General features: G+C 65.7%; 13 protein-coding genes. 1 reads left to right on the forward strand and 12 read right to left on the reverse strand.

The window, feature by feature from the left end:
* Positions 1-84: 84 nt before the first annotated feature.
* From U5A57_RS15715 to U5A57_RS15750, 8 genes are read right to left on the reverse strand one after another with little or no spacing between them, the layout of a single operon-like run.
* Positions 85-873: a citryl-CoA lyase gene (locus U5A57_RS15715; protein WP_321912318.1), complete on the reverse strand. Its 789-nt coding sequence runs from the start codon at positions 871-873 to the stop codon at positions 85-87.
* Positions 874-905: 32 nt separating this feature from the next.
* A complete protein-coding gene (locus U5A57_RS15720) occupies positions 906-1,775 on the reverse strand; it encodes a MaoC/PaaZ C-terminal domain-containing protein (RefSeq protein ID WP_321912320.1) in 870 nt (289 codons plus the stop codon).
* Between the two features lie 21 nt (positions 1,776-1,796).
* Positions 1,797-2,588, reverse strand: a complete 792-nt coding sequence (locus U5A57_RS15725; protein WP_321912321.1) for an enoyl-CoA hydratase/isomerase family protein — start codon at positions 2,586-2,588, stop codon at positions 1,797-1,799.
* Positions 2,585-3,721 carry a lipoyl protein ligase domain-containing protein gene (locus U5A57_RS15730; RefSeq protein ID WP_321912323.1) on the reverse strand — a complete coding sequence of 379 codons (1,137 nt, stop codon included), beginning with the start codon at positions 3,719-3,721 and terminating at the stop codon, positions 2,585-2,587. The genes U5A57_RS15725 and U5A57_RS15730 overlap by 4 nt, the downstream gene beginning before the upstream one ends.
* Positions 3,718-4,893, reverse strand: a complete 1,176-nt coding sequence (locus U5A57_RS15735) for a hypothetical protein (protein ID WP_321912325.1) — start codon at positions 4,891-4,893, stop codon at positions 3,718-3,720. The genes U5A57_RS15730 and U5A57_RS15735 overlap by 4 nt, the downstream gene beginning before the upstream one ends.
* Before the next feature lie 45 nt (positions 4,894-4,938).
* Positions 4,939-6,138 (reverse strand): acetyl-CoA C-acetyltransferase, encoded by a 1,200-nt coding sequence (locus U5A57_RS15740; protein ID WP_321912326.1) that lies wholly within the window; start codon positions 6,136-6,138, stop codon positions 4,939-4,941.
* A 59-nt stretch (positions 6,139-6,197) separates the two neighbouring features.
* On the reverse strand, positions 6,198-7,490 hold the full coding sequence (locus U5A57_RS15745) for an acetyl-CoA hydrolase/transferase family protein (RefSeq protein WP_321912328.1): 1,293 nt from the start codon (positions 7,488-7,490) through the stop codon (positions 6,198-6,200).
* Positions 7,490-8,395 carry an SDR family NAD(P)-dependent oxidoreductase gene (locus U5A57_RS15750; RefSeq protein ID WP_028208307.1) on the reverse strand — a complete coding sequence of 302 codons (906 nt, stop codon included), beginning with the start codon at positions 8,393-8,395 and terminating at the stop codon, positions 7,490-7,492. Before U5A57_RS15750 ends, U5A57_RS15745 begins: the two co-directional genes overlap by 1 nt.
* A gap of 307 nt (positions 8,396-8,702) precedes the next feature.
* Here U5A57_RS15750 and U5A57_RS15755 point away from each other — a divergent pair, with 307 nt between their 5' ends.
* Entirely contained in the window at positions 8,703-9,605 is a 903-nt protein-coding gene (locus U5A57_RS15755) for a LysR substrate-binding domain-containing protein (protein WP_321912329.1), read from the forward strand.
* Positions 9,606-9,657: 52 nt separating this feature from the next.
* On the opposite strand, the gene U5A57_RS15760 is transcribed toward U5A57_RS15755, so the two are convergent.
* The 4 genes from U5A57_RS15760 to U5A57_RS15775 all read right to left on the reverse strand — a co-directional run bounded on the left by U5A57_RS15760 (position 9,658) and on the right by U5A57_RS15775 (position 16,499).
* Positions 9,658-10,815 (reverse strand): acyl-CoA dehydrogenase family protein, encoded by a 1,158-nt coding sequence (locus tag U5A57_RS15760; protein ID WP_321912330.1) that lies wholly within the window; start codon positions 10,813-10,815, stop codon positions 9,658-9,660.
* A gap of 70 nt (positions 10,816-10,885) precedes the next feature.
* Positions 10,886-12,418, reverse strand: coding sequence for a class I adenylate-forming enzyme family protein (locus U5A57_RS15765; protein WP_321912331.1), 1,533 nt, complete (start codon positions 12,416-12,418; stop codon positions 10,886-10,888).
* A gap of 320 nt (positions 12,419-12,738) precedes the next feature.
* A complete protein-coding gene (locus U5A57_RS15770) occupies positions 12,739-14,112 on the reverse strand; it encodes an MFS transporter (RefSeq protein WP_321912333.1) in 1,374 nt (457 codons plus the stop codon).
* A 47-nt stretch (positions 14,113-14,159) separates the two neighbouring features.
* On the reverse strand, positions 14,160-16,499 hold the full coding sequence (locus tag U5A57_RS15775; protein ID WP_321912335.1) for a cytochrome P450/oxidoreductase: 2,340 nt from the start codon (positions 16,497-16,499) through the stop codon (positions 14,160-14,162).
* Positions 16,500-16,529 lie beyond the last annotated feature (30 nt).

Consider the following 16,529-nt stretch of genomic DNA (forward strand, 5'->3'; position numbering starts at 1 on the left):
ATCAGCCCTTTCGCTTTCGTTAATCCCCCGACCATTGCTGCGCGATACTTGCGCGCGGCTTTCAACCACAGCCGCGCGCCGCCCTTACGCTTCGCCGCGCAGATGAGTGGAGGCTTCGTCTTCCACACGCTGCCACAGCTCGAACGACATGGGGCGCTCGCCCTCTTCGAGCAGATGGCCAACGAGGCCGATCGCGCGCGCCATCACGCCGAAGCCGCGCACGATGCGCCAGGGAAAGCCGAATTCGCAGCAAATCGCGCCGATTGCGCCCGTTGCGTTGATCGGCAGGGCTTTGCCCGACGCCCGCTCGGCCTCCTCGCCAATCAGCTGCATGAGCTTCACATAGCGCCCCGACATGCCGTTTTGCGCGGCCAGTTCGAAAAGGCGCGGTGTGCGCGGATCGATGGGCTTGTGCAGTGGATGACCGAGCCCCGGAATCGGCGTGCCGCGCGCGCGCCATGCGGCGACGGTATCGACGGCGAGCTTTTCCAGGTCGTCGCACTGGGCGTCATAAGGCAGCGCTTCGGAAAGCATGCGGCACGCCCCTTCCATGCTGCCGACGAACACCGACCCAAGCCCGCATAGCCCTGCCGCGACGGCAGCCTGCAGCGACTCGGGCGCGCCCGCATACGTCATGCGCGCGGCGATGGCGCTAGGCGTCATGCCGTGCTCGACGAGCGTAATGACGATGGCGTTGAACATCGCGGACTGCTGCGGCGTGGCCGTCTTGCCCGTGAGTTGCAGAAATGCAAAGTCGCCGAGATTCATGTGTCCGAGCACTTCGTCGGGCAGGCTCTTGCCGCGCACGACAATACGATCGGGTGTGCTGTACGCAATATCGGAGCGCACGAGCGGTTTCGGTTGACGGGCCATAATCCTGATTCCTTCGTTATACAGAATAGCGTTTAGCGCAGTTGAGCACGGCCGTGGTTGAGCACGAGCACGTCGCGTTCCAGCACACGCGCGCGAAAGCTCACCTCGTTGCCGTCACGCCACATCTCGGTACGGATCGTCTCGCCCGGATAAACCGGCGCGGTAAAACGCGCGTGAAATGCCGCAAGGCGTTGCGGGTCGCTTGCGCACAGCGTCTTGAGCACGGCATGCGCGGCCACGCCCCACGTGGCAAGTCCATGCAGGATAGGCCGCTCGAACCCCGCCGCGCGCGCAACCTGGGGGTCGGCATGCAACACGTTGTCGTCGCCGCACAGGCGGTAGAGCAACGCCGTTTCCGGGCGCGTAGGCAGATCGCAATGATGATCAGGGTCGCGCTCAGGCATCGGCGGCGGCGGCGCGGGCGCTTCGTCGCTCAAGCCGTTGTCCGCGCTGAAGCCGCCATCGCCGCGGCAGAACGTGAGCTGCGTGACGGTGGCGTACAGTTCGCCGCTTGCCTTGTCTGTAATGCTACGCTGGATTTCGAGCAGCGCGCCTTTGCCCGCGCCTTTATCGACCACGCGCGTGATGCGCGAGCGGCCGACCACGGTTGCGGACGGCGGCAATGGCTTGTGCATCACGAGGCTCTGCTCGCCATGCAACAGCCGAACCCAGTCGATGCCCGAGCGCGGGTCGCGCGCCCAGAAGCCGGGAAAGCCGAGCACGACGGCAAGTGTCGGCGGCACGCGTAACTCCTTTTCGTAGACGAATGCCAGGTCGTCCGAATCAACGGGATTGGCGCCGTAGCCCACGGCCAGGCTGTAGAGCATGGCGTCGCGCGCGGTATAGGTCTGCTCAACGTCCTTGAACGGCCAGTTGCGCAGCGTGTGATAGTCGATCGTCATGGCTGTGTGCTCGGTGAGAGATCAGGCCTCGGCGGCGGGCCACTTGAAGAGCGGATCGGCCTTCTCGCGAAAGCGCTTCACGGCTTCGCGATGGAATTCGGTCGTGAACGCAATGCCCTGCGCCGCCGACTCGATTTCGAGCATCGCGCGCAGATCGCTGCCAAGCGACTGGTTCAGCGCGCGCTTGGCGAGGCCGAAAGCAATGGGAGACGCAGCCGCGAGGCCGCCCGCGACCTGCGCGGCGCGTGCATGAAGCTTGTCCGGCTCGACCACTTCGAGCACCGCGCCGATCTCCCTCGCTTCGGCAGCGCGTATCTCGCGCGCCGTAAACACGAGGTCTTTCGCGCGCGCTAGCCCCACCACGCGCGGCAGCGTATAAAACGCCCCGCAATCGGGCACGAGGCCGACTTTCATGAAAGGCATGCAAAAACGCGCGCGCGTGCTGGCGATCACGAAGTCGGCGGCGAGCGCAAAGCTGAAGCCCGCGCCGTAGCACACGCCGTCCACGGCCGCGATCACCGGGCGATCGAGGTCAATCAGCATGCTCACCCAGCCGTGCAGATCGTCGATACGATCGCGTCCCGCGTCGGCGCTGGTCACATTCATGGCGCGTACATCGCCGCCCGAGCAGAAGTCATTGCCCGCGCCGCGCAAAATGACCGCACGCACGCTGCGATCGGCGCGTATGCGCTGTACGGCTTCAAGCAGTTCCCCCCGCATCTCGGCGTTGAGCGCGTTCTTGGCCTCCGGGCGATTGAATGTGAGCGTCGCAACGCCCGCCTCCTGTTCGACCCGTAGCGTCTTTTCGCTCATGCGCTCACCCCCGCGTTTGCCAGTTCAGCGAGCGCCTTGTCGAGCGCCGTGATGAGATGCACGGGTTCGACGCCCGCGAACTCCACGTCGGGACGCGCGAGAAACGCCTCGATATGCGCCGCGCACGCCTCGCGCGTGGCGGCGAGACCGGTGAACCCGTCTTCGAGCCACGCGACCGAAGCGAGCGGACGCGGATGCCAGTCGCCATTCACGATCGCTTTGACAACGGTGCCGTCACGCACGAGCAGGCTCAGCCAGATCAGCCCAGCCGGGGCCTTTTCGCGTCCGCGCACGACACGGTCGCCCGCGCGGGTGACAGGGCTGTAACGCGTCGCTTCGCTCTTCTCATGGAACCAGCTTTCCTCATGCAGTTCGCGCTCGTATTGCTGCGCGAAAACGAGTTCTTCGCTGCCTAGCGCGCCTGACTCCAGCGCCATGTCACCGAACGTGCGGCGAACGCAGGCCGCAACCCAGGCGCTCAGTTCATCGGCGCGCACTTCGCGGCCCAGTTCCTGCTCCAGATACGTATAGCGCGAGCCAAGATCCTTGTGCTTCTTGTCCTTGACCTTTTCGGGCGCCATCGGCATCGCGCGCGCCGCAATTGCCGTGTCGATCGCCTTCACGTTCAGCAGAATGCGGAATGTCAGCACGCCGCCTTCGATCTTCAGCGACGTAGCCACGAGCTTGCGTCCGTCGATCTCGACGTCGTTGAGCGGACGGTAAGCGGCCTGCAGGCCGAACACATCGCGTAGTGCTTCAGCAACGTGGCCGAGTATCGTGGGGAACGCCTGCGTCGCCGTTTGGGGCACACCGGGCAGACCGATCGGCAAATAGAACGCGAGGAAGGCCGAACCGCGCCCCGCATAGATCGCACCGCCGCCGCTCACGCGCCGCCGCGCGATCACTTCGTTTTCGCGGCAGAACGGCAGATCGAGCACCTGGTTCGGATCTTCGTTCACGCCTACGGTTATGCTGTCTTCGTCGAAGACGTTCAGATAGACCGTGGGTGGCGCGAGATTCTCGGCCACGGCGCGCTCGACCGCCGGCGATACCGAAATCGAGAAGTCAGCATAGCTGTGGCCGCCTACGACGAGGCGCCACGGGGTTTGGGTGTTCGTTGCGCTTGCATTCATGTTGTTTGTCTCCGTTGATCTTCTACCAGCGTTGCGCCTTCGAGCTTCGGCACAATCTCGATCGCGTCCGCGTGTATCAGCGTCTGGCGCTTGAAGCGCTCCGCGATGGCCTCGATGGCGGAACGCTCCACCGCGCCTTCCACCTGCAGCGTAAGATGGTCGCCGCCATGTTCCTTGGTGCCGACCACGAGGCGGTACGTGCCCGACGCGCCTTCCACGCCCAGCAGCACCGTCTTCAACTCGGACGGATAAACCTTCACGCCCTTGATCTTCACCATCGAATCGGCACGGCCGAACACCACGCGCGGCAACGACACCGTTCGCCCATGCACGGGCGCGGTATGTTCGAGCACGGTAAGGTCGCCGGTGCGGTAGCGCACGAGCGGCTGCAGTTCCTTCTTCAGATGCGTGAGCACAAGTTCGCCACGCTCGCCTTCGGCAACAGGCATGCCCGTGTCGGGGTCGATGACTTCGGCATACAGCAGTTCATCGAACACATGCACGCCCGTATCGCCGGGGAACGTACGTGCAACGGGCAGGCATTCGGAAAGCGAGAAACTGTCGATCAGCAACGTGCCCGGCATCGCTTCGCGCACGCGCGCGTACAGCGCCGCATTACCCGTGAACGCTTCGCCGCCCGCAAAGAACACGCGCGGAACCGGGCAGCCCGCTTCGATGAGTTTGAGCGCGTGAGACGGATTGCCGGCGAGCACTGTCACGCCGCATTGCTGCGCAACGCGCGCGGCACGCTCGGTTTCGCCGGGGCCGTGCGGAATGCACGCCACGCCGCGCGCTTCCATCTGGGTCTGATAGAAAAGCCCGGCAACGAAGAGGTGATAGCCAAAGGTCACCATGCAGACGTCGCCGGGGCCGATGCCGCATGCGTCGAGATGTTGGCCGCACGCGGCTTCGATTGCGCGCAGATCGGCTGCACTGTGCAGGATCGGCACGAGCGCAGCGCCCATTGGCGTGAGGTGCACGCGCACCGGCGGCACCGCAGGCGCAAACTTGCCGTAGCCCGGCCGATTCATCTCGGCCACGAGTTCGGCGCGCGTCATGAGCGGCACGCGCTCGGCGAACTCCGCCGCGCTCGCGACGCTGCGCGGCAAACGTCCCTCGTAGAACGGATGCGCTTGCAGTCGCGCTAGCTGCGCGTTCAGTGCATCGAGCATCGTCTCCTCCTTTTTATGTTCAGTAGGGGTGCGAATCTTTCGTACTCAAGCCGCGCGCTCAAAGATCGCCGCAATCCCCTGCCCGCCGCCCACGCACATCGTTTCGAGGCCGTAGCGGCCCTTGCGGCGCTGCAGTTCATGGAGCAACGTGGTCAACATGCGCACGCCGGTCGCGCCGATCGGGTGACCGAGCGAAATGCCCGAGCCGTTCACGTTCAACCGCGACTCATCGTGCCAGCCCCAGCCCTTGAGCACCGCGAGCACCTGGCACGCGAAGGCCTCGTTCAGCTCGACGAGATCGAGTTGATCGAATGTGATTCCGGTCTTTTGCAGCAGCTTTTGCACCGCGGGCACCGGGCCGATGCCCATCGTCGCAGGCTCGCATCCCGCGGCCGCCCAACCGGTCAGATAGCCCAGCGGCGCGAGGCCCAGTTTGTCGAGCTGATCTTCGGCGACGATCAGGCACGCGGCCGCAGCGTCGTTTTGCTGGCTCGCGTTGCCCGCCGTCACCGTGCCGCCTTTCATGAGCGGCTTGAGCTTGGCGAGCGATGCCTCGGTCGCGTCGGCGCGCACGCCTTCGTCGCGCGCGAAACGTACGGGGTCGCCCTTGCGTTGCGGCACCGTTACCGCCACCACTTCCTCGTCGAAGCGGCCCGCTTCCCATGCCGCCGCCGCGCGCTGATGGCTGCGCACCGCGTACGCGTCCGCTTCCTCGCGCGTGATGCCATATTCCTTCGCGAGGTTCTCGGCCGTTTCGATCATTCCCGAGATGTAGCCAAAGCGCGCTTCGGGTTGCGAGCGTTCGCGGCCACGCTCGAGGCGGTCGTGCATCTTCACCGAACCGGCGCGCGCGCCCCAGCGCATATCGGTCGTGTAGTACTCGATATTGCTCATGCTCTCCACGCCACCGGCCACGACCACATCGGCCGCGCCGCTCTGCACCATCATCGCGGCGGTCACGACCGCCTGAAGCCCACCGCCGCACCGGCGGTCGAGCTGCATGCCGGGCACCTGCACCGGCAGCCCCGCTTCGAGCGCGGCCCAGCGGCCGATGCAAGGCGTTTCGCTGTTCGCGTACGATTGCGCGAAGACCACGTCTTCGATGCGCGCCGGGTCCACGCCACTGCGCGCGATGGTTTCGCGCAGCACGGTGGCCGCGAGCGTTTCGACGGAAACAGGGCGCAGGCTGCCGCCGAACGTGCCCACCGGCGTGCGCACCGGCGCGACTATCGCTGCTCTTCTCATTTCGGATTCCTTTTCATGTTGTCTGGTTGTCTGCCGCTTCGCTGTGCGCCTACACGGTGTCAAGCTGCGAGCGTGTGCCTTCGCGCGTGGTGCTCGGCGGCGAGTGGTTCGCGCCACTCGGGCGGTGCGATGGCGAGCATGCGCTCGACGCGCTGCGCGAGCGTGAGCCCTCGCAGGTCCGCCACGCCGTGCTCGGTGACGATCACGGCCGCGTCGCTACGCGGCGTGCTGACCGGCCCGGAAAGACGCGCGACGATACGGCTCCCGTGCCGCGTGCTCGCGGCGAGCGCAACGATCGCGACGCCACCGGCCGAGCGCGCCGCGCCGCGCATGAAATCGAGCGCCCCGCCCACCGCACCCACATAGCGGCCACCAGCCGCTTCCGCATTGACCTGCCCCGTTAAGTCGACTTCCAGCGCCGAATTGATCGCCACGAACCGATCGAGGCCGCCGAGCACGTCGATGTCGTGCGTATAAGCCGTGGAGCGGAACTGAATCCGCGCGTTGCGGTGCGCATGCGCGTAGACCTTGCGCGTGCCCATCATCGTGCCGGCCACGCTCACGCCTCGGTCCCGCGACTTCCGGGCATTCGTCACCACACCGGCTTCGATCAGGTCGACTACAGCGTCGCCGATGGTGCCGCTATGCACGCCCAGGTCGCGACGATCGTGCAACTGCGCGACGATAGCCTCGGGCAGCGCGCCTAGCCCGAACTGGATCGTCGCGCCGTCTTCGATCAGCGAGGCCGCATGTTGCGCGATGCGCCGCTCGGTGTCGCCAGCCTGCGTTGCCGGCGCTTCCAGCGGCGCGCGGTCGGTGTGGATCAGCGCGTCGAAGTCTTCGGCTCGCAACCTGCGCTCGCCGTAAGTCCAGGGCGCCGCCGCATTCACCTCCGCAATCACCACGCGCGCACTGTCGATCAACGGCACGAGATACTCATGCGCAATCGAGAGGCTGTAGCAGCCCGCTTCGTCCGCTGGAGCGACTTGCAGCAGCAGCACGTCAACGCGATTCGGGCCGCCAGTCAGCACGCTGCGAAACTGCGAGTAGTGACACGGCAGGATGTCGAGCACGCCCTCGCGTTCGAGCCGACGGTTCGTACCCGATGCGCCATAGGCCATGAAGTCGATACAGTCGGCAAACGCGGGATCGAGCGTTTCGGACCACGAAGCGCCCACGAACACGCGAAACCGACCGCCCATCGCCTGACGCTGCGACATCAGCAGCGCGGTGAGCGTGCACGGCTCCGCACCGCACTGGCCCCACGCAACCGTGTCGCCCGGACGCACGTACTGCGCGAAATCGAGCTGCGCGGCATCGACCTGGCGCGCCGCGCGCGGGCCGCGCATCATCAGACGGGGTCCCAGCTAAAGACGTCGGCCGACACGTCGAGCGTGTGGAACGACTTGCGCAGGGCCGGCATGGCATGCTCGGCAATCGTCTCCGGCGTCCAGCCCTCGCCGCGATGCACTGAACGCACGGGCCGCGGCTGGCTCATCAGGAAGATTTCGTTGTTGCGGACCGCGAAAATCTGGCCCGTCACATCGGCGGCCTGCTCGCTCGCGAGGTAGACGGCAAGCGGCGCGATCTTCGCGGGCGTCATCTGCTTGATCTTCGCAACGCGCGCTTCCTGCTCCGGCGAGTCGATCTTGATCGAGTTGATCATGCGGCTCCAGGCGAACGGCGCAATGCAGTTCGAGCGCACACCGAACTTTTCCAGATCGAGCGCGATGGATTTCGACAGGCCCGCAATGCCGAGCTTCGCCGCGCTGTAGTTGGCCTGCGCAAGGTTGCCGATCAGGCCGGACGTGGACGTCATATGCACGAACGCCCCACTACGCTGTTCCTTGAAGTGGTCGGCGGCGGCGCGCGAGACATAGTACGAGCCGTAGAGGTGAACCTTCAGCACGGCGTCCCATTCTTCTTCGCTCATCTTGTGGAAGAAGCGGTCGCGCAAAATACCCGCGTTGTTGACCACGCAGTCGATGCGGCCGAACACATCCAGCGCGTTCTGCACGATGCGTGCGGCGCCAGCGGCGTCGGCCACGCTGTCGGTGTTCGCGGTGGCCTGGCCGTCGAAAGCCTTGATCTCGTTCACCACGGCCTGCGCGGGACCGTCGTTATGGCCCTCGCCGGTAAGCGAAGCGCCCACGTCGTTCACCACGACTTTCGCGCCGTGGCGCGCCATCATGAGCGCGATATCGCGGCCAATGCCGCCTCCCGACCCCGTCACCACCACAACCTTACCGTCCAGCATTCGTTGCGTCGTCATCGTTTTCGCTCCTCCAGCCCGCTTTGCGCCGGGCGTTCATTCGATTTGAATCGTTATGCGGCAAGCTGTGCCGTTCGTGTTGCAGCTTGACGCATCGGGTACGGGTGCACAATTTGGATATGCCGAACGCCCGTTTCGGCCAGGATTAACCCGTACTATCGCTAATGGCGTGCATTGCGCTGCGGCGCAATAATGCTCGGAGTCCGCTCGTGCCCCGTGTCTTCTCGAACGAACGGGCAGGCAGACGCAGGCAGGAAAACCCGCAGGAACTGGAGTCACGGCAAGTCAACCCATGCATTTCGATCTCGTCGACCTGAAGCTCTTCACCCACGTAGCCGAGGCGAGCAGCCTCACCCGCGGCGCGGAACGCGCGCACCTCTCGCTGCCCGCGGCCAGCACGCGTATCAAGAATCTCGAAGAACAGGTGGGCGTGAAGCTCTTGAGCCGCACGAGCCAGGGGGTCACGCTAACCGGGCCCGGCGAGACGTTGCTCGCGCACGCGCGCCGCGTGCTCAAGCAACTCGAGCAACTCACGGGAGACCTGCAGGAGTACTCGCAGGGCGTGAAGGGCCATGTGCGCGTGTTTGCGAACACCACGGCAATGAGCGAGTTCCTGCCCGCCGTGCTGCGCACCTACCTTATCAACCATCCCGACGTGTACGTGGATATTCACGAGCGTCTTTCGCCCGATATCGTGCGCGCCGTGCAGGACGGCACGATCGATATCGGCATCGTGGCCGGCAATGTGCGCACCGAGGGCTTGCAGGTGCTGCCCTACCGGCGCGACCGCCTTGTGCTCGTCACAGCGCTGAGCCACCCGCTTTCGCAGGCGAGCGAAATGGCCTTTGCCGATACGCTCGACTACGACTTCATCGGGCCGCCCGAAGAAAGCGCGATTTTCTCGTTCCTCAAGCGTGCGTCGTCGGATTTGCAGCGCACCATACGCTGGCGCATCCAGATCGGCAATTTCGAGGCCGCATGCCGCATGATCGAAGCGAACATCGGCATTGGCGTGCTGCCCGAGGGCACGGCGCGCCGCCACGCGCAAACCATGTCGCTGAAGATCGTGCCGCTCACCGACGAATGGGCCGTGCGCAAGCTGCAGATCTGCATGGCCGATCGCGACGCGCTGCCGCTGTTCGCGCGCAAGCTCGTCGATCTGCTGGTGGCCGACGGCATCGGCCGGCTCGAATAAGTCCGAATAAACCCATCAAGCGGCGCGCGTGCTGCGCGCCGCTGCCTCTTGCTTACCGCCCGCCAGCCGCGCGAATCATGTTGCGCGCGATGACGATCTGCTGGATCTGGCTCGTGCCTTCGTAGATGCGGAAAATGCGCACATCGCGGTAAAAGCGCTCGATGCCATAGTCGGACATATAGCCCGCGCCACCGAAGATCTGCACCGCGCGGTCTGCCACACGCCCGCACATTTCCGATGCGAACAGCTTCGCACACGCCGCTTCCGTACTCACGTTCTGGCCTGCGTCGCGACGGCGCGCGGCGTCGAGCACCATGCAGCGCGCCGCATAGAGTTCGGTCTGGCTATCCGCAAGCATGGCCTGCACGAGCTGGAACTCGGCGATCTTTTCGCCGAACTGCTCGCGCTCCATTGCGTAGCGCAGCGCGTCGTCGAGCATGCGCTGCGCCACGCCCACGCAAATCGCCGCGATATGGATGCGCCCCTTGTCGAGCACCTTCATCGCCGTCTTGAAGCCCACGCCTTCCTTGCCGCCGATGATGTTTTCCGCGGGCACCTTCACGTCTTCGAAAATCACGTCGCAGGTATGCGCGCCGCGCTGCCCCATCTTCTTGTCGCGCTTGCCGAAGCTGATGCCGGGCGTTTTCGCGTCGACGATGAACGAGGTGATGCCGCCCGCGCGCGGCTCGTCGGGATTGGTGCGCGCCATCAGCGTGAACATGCCGGCCTGCGGCGCATTCGTGATGAAACGCTTGGTGCCGTTCACCACATAATGGTCGCCGCGCCGCTCGGCACGCGTCTTGATGGATGCGGCGTCCGAGCCCGCGCCCGGCTCCGTGAGCGCGAAGCTCGCAATGATCTCGCCGCTCGCAAGTTTCGGCAGCCAGCGGGCCTTTTGCTCCTCGGTGCCGTCGATCACGATGCCCTGCGAACCGATGCCCACCGTCGTGCCGATGATCGAGCGAAATGCGGGCGAGGTCTTGCCCAGCTCGAGCATCACGAGCACTTCTTCTTCCATCGTGAGATCGAGCCCGCCGTACTGCTCCGGAATGGTCAGGCCAAAGAGGCCCATGGCCTTCATATCGTCGACGATATCGGCCGGAATCTCATCCGTTTCCGCTACGCGCTCCTCGTTCGGCACGAGACGCTCGCGCACGAAGCGCGCGACGTTGTCGAGCAGAACGTTCATCGTTTCCTGGTCGCGAATCATGGTGTATGCCCTGCAATCGTTGATCGGGCGGCACGGCGCCGCCCGGAGAGAAATAAAAAATCAGGAATGCTCAGCGAGTGCGCACGGCGCGTTTGGCCATTTCGCGCAGCGGCTGCTTTTGCAGCTTGCCGCTCGCCGTGGTCGGAATCATGTCGATGGTCACGATCTCCGAGGGACGCTTGTACGCCGAAAGCCGCTCGCTCAGGTAGTGGGCGAGATCGGCCGCGTCGATCGTCGCGCCCTCCTTCGCTTCCACGAAGGCCACGACTTCCTCGTTGCCTTCGGCGTCGCGCCGCCCCACCACGGCACTCTGGCGCACCGCCTCGTAGGTGTTGATGACCGACTCGACCTCGATCGGATAGACGTTGAAGCCCGAGCGGATGATGAGATCCTTCGAGCGGCCCACGATGAAGAGCGCGCCGTCGGCGTCGAGCCGCCCGAGGTCGCCGGTCTTGAGCCAGCCTTGCGCGTCGAGCACTTCGGCGGTCAGGCCCGGCTCGCGATAGTAGCCACGCATGACGCCGGGACCGCGCACCCACAGCTCGCCCGGCTCGCCGCGCGGCGCATCCGCGCCGTCGGGCCCGACTACGCGCAGCTCGGCGCCCTCGACGATCTCGCCCGAGGACACATCCTTGCGCGGCCGGTCCATGCGCGTGATGAAGAGCGAGCCCGCGTACTCGGTCATGCCGTAGCCGTGATGCAGCGGCATGCCGAAGAGCGTTTCGACCTGCTGCTTGAGCGTGGGATCGAGCGGACCGCCGCCCGTATAGAGGTAGCGCAGACGCGGCGCATGCACCGCGCCGCCGTGCTCGCGCACATAGGCGACGATACGCGTGAAGAGCGTTGGCACGCCCTGAAGAATGGAGATTTCGGAGGCGCCAAGCGCCTTCACGACCTCCTCCGCCGAAAAGCGCGCCGCGAGATGCAGGCTCGCGCCCGCTTCGAACGTGGCGAGCAGCAACGTGGCGAGGCCGAAGATATGCGACATCGGCATGACCGCGTAGGCGCAGTCGGCCTGCGTCATGTCGCGCGAGGTGGCCGAGACATGCGCGAAATGCAGCAAGCCGCGATGCGTGGCCATCACCCCCTTGGGCTGGCCCGTCGTGCCCGACGTATAGATGAGCACCGCCACTTCGTGCGCGAGCGCTTCGGGCTCGCGCACGGCGTCGGAGTCGGGCGCGGCCATCATCAGCGGCCCGAGTCCGGCCGGAGCGATTTCGCGCGCGCGATAACGCACGCCATGACGCAGCGCGTCGGGCGACGCGCCGTGCGTAAACAGCATGAGACGCGGTCCGCAATGCGCGCGGATCGTCTCAATCTCGCGCTCCGAAAGCCGCGCGTTGACGACAGCCGGCCACGCGCCGATTTCCGAAAGCGCGAACAGCAGCGTCACCACGGCCGAACAATTTTCGGCCACGATCAGCACGCGGTCGCCCACGTCCACGCCCTGCTCGCGCAAAAACCGCTGCGCCTGCTCAACGTCGCTCCAGAGCTGCCCGAAGCTCGTCACCTTTGCTTCTTCGCGTATCGCCACCGCCTCGGGCGACACCTCCGCCCAGTGTCGCGCGATATCGCTGATCTTGCGCGCCGCTCGCCTCACCACTGTCACCTCCCGTCGTTGCTCTTTGACTGCGTACGGCGCGCCGTGGCACGCCGCATCGCGACAGGTATCAGTGTGGTTCAGGCGCGGCCTGCCAACAATTCGTTTTCGAGAAAGCCGGCATTCGTCTGCCGAGAAGTCGGAGTTGACCCCGATGACCGGGCGTTCACTCCTCGCTGGTTATGCGGGCGAAGCGCCTGCGGGCGCTCGCGCCGGCGCGCTCCGCGCACAGCCTCGCGGGCGCAGTCCACGCGCCGTCGCCGCCATGTCCGTGCGGGCGCCTAGCGGCTGCGAGCGCCGCCAGACGCAGGCGCTGCCGCCAGTCACTCCATCTGCGCCGCCGCACGCTCGCCTCCCATCGCGCCCCTGGAAGCGTTATTCGCCCGATGAATCGCCACGATGCCCGCGAGCGAGACACAGGCCGGCACGGCAGCCGCGATGAAGAGCGACGCGGACGACCATTGCAGGTGCAAAAGCGCGCCGCCCAGCACCGGGCCGACGACCGAGCCGATACGGCCCACGCCGAGGCTCCAGCCGATGCCGGTCGAGCGCAGCGAGGTCGGATAGTAGGTCGCGGCGAGCGCGTTGAGCGCCGGCTGCCCGCCGATGATCGTAAAGCCCGTGACGAAGATCGCCACGAACATCGCGGCCACGGAAACCATCACGGCCGGATTGCCGATTGCCGCCGTCGAGACGATGGCGATCAGGAACGTCGTGCCTAGCACGCGCGTAAAGCCCGCCATGTCGATGACGCGCCCGAGCAGCAGCGTGCCGATCACGCCGCCGCCCCACAGCGCCGTACCCGCGAACACGGCGGTCTGGGTCGAATAGCCGGCGTCGCGGATCACGGTCGGCAACCAGTTCGAGAGGAAATACATGGCGAGCAGGTTCGCGAAGTTCACGATCCACAGCAGCACGGTCACCCGCGCGCGCCCTTCCTTGAACAGCTCGACGAACGGCACGCCGCGCGAGCGCGTTTCCGCGGTCGTGAACTGCACGCCCGTTGGCAGGTGCAGCGCAGGCGCCACGCGCGACAGATTGCGGCGCACGCGCGCATCGGTTTGCTCACCGCGGCCGCGAAACAGGAGGAACTGAATCGACTCCGGCAGCGCGAGCCACATCAGCACGCCGAGCACGAGCGGAATCGCCCCGCCCACGAAGAACACGGCGCGCCAGCCGAACGCCGGAATCAACGCCGCGGTGATGAGCCCGCCCACCACGCCACCGAGCGTAAAGCCGCACGAAACGATCATCATGAGCGTGACGCGCATGCGGCGCGGGCTGTACTCGCCCGCGAGCGCCATCGCGTTCGGCATGATGCAGCCAAGGCCCAGACCCGCGACGAAGCGCCAGGCCACCAGTTCCGCAATGGAATGCGCGAAGCCCGTGGCGAGCATGCACGCGGAAAAGAACAGCGTCGCGCCGATCAGCACCGGGCGGCGGCCGATCTTGTCGGCGAGCGTGCTGAAGGTGAGCGAGCCCACCAGCATGCCGAAGAGGCCCGCGCCGAACACCGGCGAGAGCGTTTCCTTCGCAATGCCCCACTCGCGGATCACGACCGGCGCCACATATCCCATCGCCTGGACGTCGAACCCGTCCATGACGAGGCATAGCGCGCACAGCGTGACCACGAGCAACTGATACGGCCCGAACCGGCTTTCGTCGATGATGCCGGTGACCTCCACCGCCTTGTTCATGTTGTGTCTCCAATCCTTGTTTTATTGTCTCGATCGCGCTGCGGCGACTAGAGTTCGAGTACCAGCCGCCCGCCTTTCGCGCGCGAGCAGCAGGTCATCATGCGCGATTGCGTGTCGCGTTCGGCGCGCGTGAGCACCACGTCGCGGTGATCGATCTCGCCCGCCAGCACGCGCACCTCGCACGAGCCGCACAAGCCTTCTTCGCAGTCGCTTTGCACGTCGATGTTCGCGCGGCGCAGCGCGTCGAGTACGGTCTGGTCCGCGCCCACGTTCAGCACGAGCCCCGAGTCTTTCAACTCGACTTCGAACGCCTGTTCCTGCGCGGGGTCGAGCTTGCCGCCGGTCGCGGCGAAGTGCTCCACGCGCAGCGCGTCTTCTGGCCACGCCTCGCTGCAGGCTTCGAGCGCTTCGAGCATGCGTGCGGGGCCACAAGCGTACACGCGCGTCTGTTCGTCGACGCGCAGCGCGGCGAAATCGTTACGTGTGCCCTCTTCCGATACGTGCATATGCAGACGTTCGCCATGCAGTTGCGCGAGTTCGTCGGCAAGCGCCATCGTCTTGCGCGAGCGTCCGCTGTAGTGCAATTCATAGTCGATGCCCAGTTCGCGCGCGCGGCGCGCCATGGCGCTCACCGGCGTGATGCCGATGCCGCCGGCAATGAAGATCGCGCGACGCCCTTCCTCGTCGAGCCGGAAATGATTACGCGGGCCGCGAATCTTCAGGCGCATACCGGTGCGCAACGTGTCGTGCACCCAGGCCGAACCGCCGCGGCTGTGCGTTTCGCGCAGCACGGCGATCTCGAATGCACGCGTGTCGGCGGGGTCCGAGCACAGCGAGTACTGGCGCGAGATGCCGGTGTCGCCGCATTCCACGTCGATATGCGCGCCCGGCGCCCAGCGCGGCAGCGCGCCGCCGTCGGGCGCAACGAGCCGCAGGCGGACGATGCCTTCGGCCACGGCGTCCACCCGCTCGACCACCACGGGCCGCGAAAGCGCATGCGCCGAAGGCTCGCCAATGCGCACTGGAACGTGCGCGCCGAGCAGCGCCGCATTCGCGCGTTCGGGGTTCTGCGCGGGGTCCCATTCCACCAGCAGATGCTCAGGACCCCGGAACGACGTGTTGGGTACGTAGGTGAAGCGTTGCTCGGCCAGACGCATGTGCGGCAAGCGGCGCGTGAACTCTTCGAGGAAGATCTGCATCTCCATGCGTGCGAGGTTCTTGCCCATGCACTGATGCGAACCGTAGCCGAACGTGACGTGATCGCTTGCGTTGTCGCGACGAATGTCGAACAGGTCGGCGTCCGCAAAATGGCGTTCGTCGTGATTCGCGGAAGACGTCACGATCAGCAGCTTCGAGCCCGCCGGAATGTCGATGCCGCCAATCTGCACGTCCTTCGTCGCGAGGCGCCGCCAGGCCGCAACCGACCCGTTGTGGCGCAGGCACTCTTCCACGGCGTTCGGAATGAGGCTCGGGTCCTCGCAGATCTCGCGCCACGCGTTCGGGTTCTGCAGCAGCAGCTTCATCGCGTTGGCCGTGGCATTGGCCGTGGTTTCGTGCGCGGCCACGATGCCGGCCATCATCATCGAATGCAGATAGGAGTCCGTGACGACTTCCGGATGGTCCTTCTGCTTGCGAATGCCGTACTGCATCCAGCCCGGGCCGTCCGGGTTCTGGCGCATCTTGTCGAGCACCTTGCCTGCGAACTGCCAGAAGTTGCCCACCGCGTGCGCGACTTCGACCTGCTCTTCGGCGCGCGGTCGGCCCCACGTATTGACCGTGTGCGCAATCGAGTACTTGCGCAGCAGGTCCATGTCCTCTTCGGGCACGCCCAGAAAATGCAGCGCTACGGTGAGCGGCACCTCCCAGAGCATCTCGTCGACGAGATCGGCGCGGCCGGCGTCGATGAAGCGGTCCACGTACTCGCGCGTGAGGCGCCGCACCATGGGTTCATGGTGCTTCAGATGTTCGGGCGTGAACGGCTCCATCAGCACGCGCCGGCGCGGCATGTGCGCAGGCTCGTCTTCGTTCACGAGCGTGCGGTTCATGGCGTAGCCGTACGACGCCAGTACCGCGTTCGCCTCGGGGCCCGTGGGCGTGATCTTTTCGAGCGCGATAGAAGGCGAAAACGTGAGGTTGTCGCGGAAGATCGCCTTGATGTCGGCGTAGCGCGTGACCACCCAGTAGCCAAGCTGCGGGCTGTAGAACACAGGCTCCTGCTCGCGCGCCCAGCGCACGTACTCGGGCGGGTCCTGCTGGTAGCCGTCGCTGAACGGGTCGAATGCCGCGGCGTTGGCGCTGACCGGGCAGCGCGGCGCGGCGTTTCGCGCCTCGCCCGCTGCGTGGGGGAACGGGCAGCGGCCCGCCGACTGGGAAGATGTCTCGCTCATATGCCTCTCCTGCATCCTGCATGAATTACG

It is taken from the genome of Paraburkholderia sp. J11-2 (genome assembly GCF_905220185.1).
Taxonomy (GTDB): Bacteria; Pseudomonadota; Gammaproteobacteria; order Burkholderiales; family Burkholderiaceae; genus Paraburkholderia.